At 69.0% G+C, this 2368-nt stretch carries 2 protein-coding genes; one reads left to right on the forward strand and one right to left on the reverse strand.

Annotated features, from left to right (window positions below; genetic code table 11):
- Positions 1–146: 146 nt before the first annotated feature.
- Positions 147–1073, reverse strand: coding sequence for a cyclase family protein (locus AB0C36_RS42995; RefSeq protein ID WP_358365227.1), 927 nt, complete (start codon positions 1071–1073; stop codon positions 147–149).
- Between the two features lie 282 nt (positions 1074–1355).
- Between AB0C36_RS42995 and AB0C36_RS43000 the strand changes: the two genes are divergently transcribed.
- Complete coding sequence (locus AB0C36_RS43000) at positions 1356–2276, forward strand: SDR family oxidoreductase (RefSeq protein ID WP_358365229.1); 921 nt, start codon at positions 1356–1358, stop codon at positions 2274–2276.
- The last annotated feature ends 92 nt before the right edge of the window (positions 2277–2368 follow it).

Here is a 2368-nt window from a genome sequence, read left to right on the forward strand (position 1 = left end):
CTCGGCCTGGGTTTGGCCGGGCAAGGTCCGCAACGCGGCGAGCGTGCGTGCCACGGTTCGCGGGCCCGGCGAGAATTTGAAGACACGACCTAGCGGCGAACCGGACCGCGGCGCGGCCGTTCGCGCGGCCCGGGCGGCGCGTACCGCTACTTGATCGCCACCGGGTTCACCGGCGTGCCGACGCCGCCGACGAACGGCTGCGGCGACGCGTCGAGCAGGAACTCGTACACCCCGTCCGCCGCGCAGTCCGCGGCCAGCTCCTCCAGGAACCAGTTCTGGCCCTGCAGCATGCCCATCTCGACCAGGTGCAGCGCGTGCACCGCCATGAAGCCGTCCTCCAGCTCCGGCGGGAAGACCTCGAAGACCACGGTGTCGTTGGCGACCGCGGCCACGTCGCGCGCGTGGAACCACTCCGGGCAGCGGACGGACAGGCCCGGGCCGTAGAAGTAGCCGTCCTTGTCGCCGCCCAGGTACTTGGTGATCTGGCCGGTACGCACCAGCACGACGTCGCCGGAGCGGACCTTGACGTTCCCGAGCTCCTCGGCGGCCTCCAGGTCGGCCGGGGTCACCGCGTACTCCGGCTCCAGGATGTCCACGCCCTTGGCCCGCGCGACGTCGAGCAGTACGCCACGTGTCACCAGCGTCTTGATCTTCTCGATGCCCAGGTTGACGGCACCCGCCTCGGCGGTCACCGACTCCTTGGCGGAGAAGCCGTTGTAGAGGCGGTCCTCGTACGTCGCGTGCGTGAAGCCGTCCCAGTGGGTGCCGGCCTGGATGCCCATGACGACCGAATCGTCGCTGGTCGCGACCGTGCCGGGGCCGAAGACCTCGTGGTTGACGAGGAAGGTGGTGCGCTTGGGGTTGTCGCGGCCCGGGATCATCCCGTTCTGGATGCCGTCCTCGCGCAGCTCCACGGCGAGCGAGAAGCGCTTGCCGGTCCTGACGCACGCGGCGGCGGCCTTGACGACGTCCTCGGTGATCAGGTTCATGGTCCCGATCTGGTCGTCCTTGCCCCAGCGACCCCAGTTGTTGACGCGCTTGGCCAGTTCGTAGAACTCGGCGGGCATGGGCATGGCGGGACCTCCTGGCAAGCCTTGAACGGACTCAGGCGAGTAGTACACACCTGTACTCGTCCGAGGCCACTCAACTGTGGGGTGCGGCACTCTACCCTCAGAAACTAACGTACCGTCAGATACTGTCGGGCGAGGCAGTTCTCACATGGCGTCGACAGTGCATCGGCAGCGCATCGGTGGTGCAGTCGATGGTCGCTACGGCGACCATGCCAGGGACCAATGGGGCCGTGGGACAGAGCCGATCCGAGGCTCTTTCGCCAGGCCGATCCGAAGGGGCAGAACATGGGTGACTTCCTGACCGGCAAGGTCATCGCGGTGACCGGCGCGGGCCGGGGCATCGGCCGCGCGGTGGCGCTGGCCGCCGCCGCCCACGGCGCGAAGGTCGTCGTGAACGACTACGGCGTCGCGATGGACGGCTCCGAGCCGACCAGCGAGGTCGCCGACGCCGTCGTCAAGGAGATCGAGGCACTGGGCGGCGAGGCCATCGCGGTCGCCGACTCGGTCGCCACGATGGAGGGCGGCGCGCGCATCGTCAACGCGGGCGTCGAGAAGTGGGGACGCATCGACGGGGTCGTCACCGTCGCGGGCAACCTGCGCGAGCGCATGCTGTTCAACATGTCCGAGGACGAGTGGGACAGCGTCATCGCGACCCACCTCAAGGGCACCTTCACCGTCGTGCAGGCGGCCTCCAAGGTCATGAAGACGCAGGGCTTCGGCTCGATCGTCGGCTTCACCTCGGGTGTGTACGCGCTGGGCTCGGTCGCGCAGGCCAACTACGCGGCGGCCAAGGGCGGCATCGTGTCGTTCGTCCGCTCCGCCGCGCTGGGCCTCAACAAGTACGGCGTCAACGCGAACTGCGTCGCGCCCGTCGCGCGCACCCGCATGTCGGCCAACGTGCCGATGACGCTCAAGGAGATCGGCGACCCGGAGGACGTCGCGGAGCTGGTCGTCTTCCTGCTCTCCGACCACGCCAAGGACATCACCGGCCAGGTGTACACGACCGCCGGCCCGAAGATCGCGCTGTGGGACCAGCCGCACGAGATCAAGGCGATGTACAACGAGGAGAAGTGGACCGCGGAGTCCATCGCGGCCACGCTGCCCACCGCGATCGGCCAGGACCCGATGCCGGTCCTCGCGCAGCTGAAGGAGTACGCCGCCGCTGCCGCCGCGAAGAAGGCCGCCGAGGCCGCGGCGCAGGGCTGACCTCCCCCCGCATACCGCTGGAGGCCGCGGTCGCGCACGATGGTGTCGCCGAGTTCGAGCACCGAGTGCAGGAGCTTGCGCTCCTCGTCTTC

The sequence above is a fragment of the Streptodolium elevatio genome (assembly GCF_040649515.1).
GTDB classification, from domain to species: domain Bacteria; phylum Actinomycetota; class Actinomycetes; order Streptomycetales; family Streptomycetaceae; genus Yinghuangia; species Yinghuangia elevatio.

Excerpts from the sequence above, each read along its gene's own strand:
- AB0C36_RS42995 (WP_358365227.1), bottom strand. The coding sequence starts at position 1,073 with ATGCCCATGCCCGCCGAGTTCTACGAACTGGCCAAGCGCGTCAACAAC.
- AB0C36_RS43000 (WP_358365229.1), top strand. The coding sequence starts at position 1,356 with ATGGGTGACTTCCTGACCGGCAAGGTCATCGCGGTGACCGGCGCGGGC.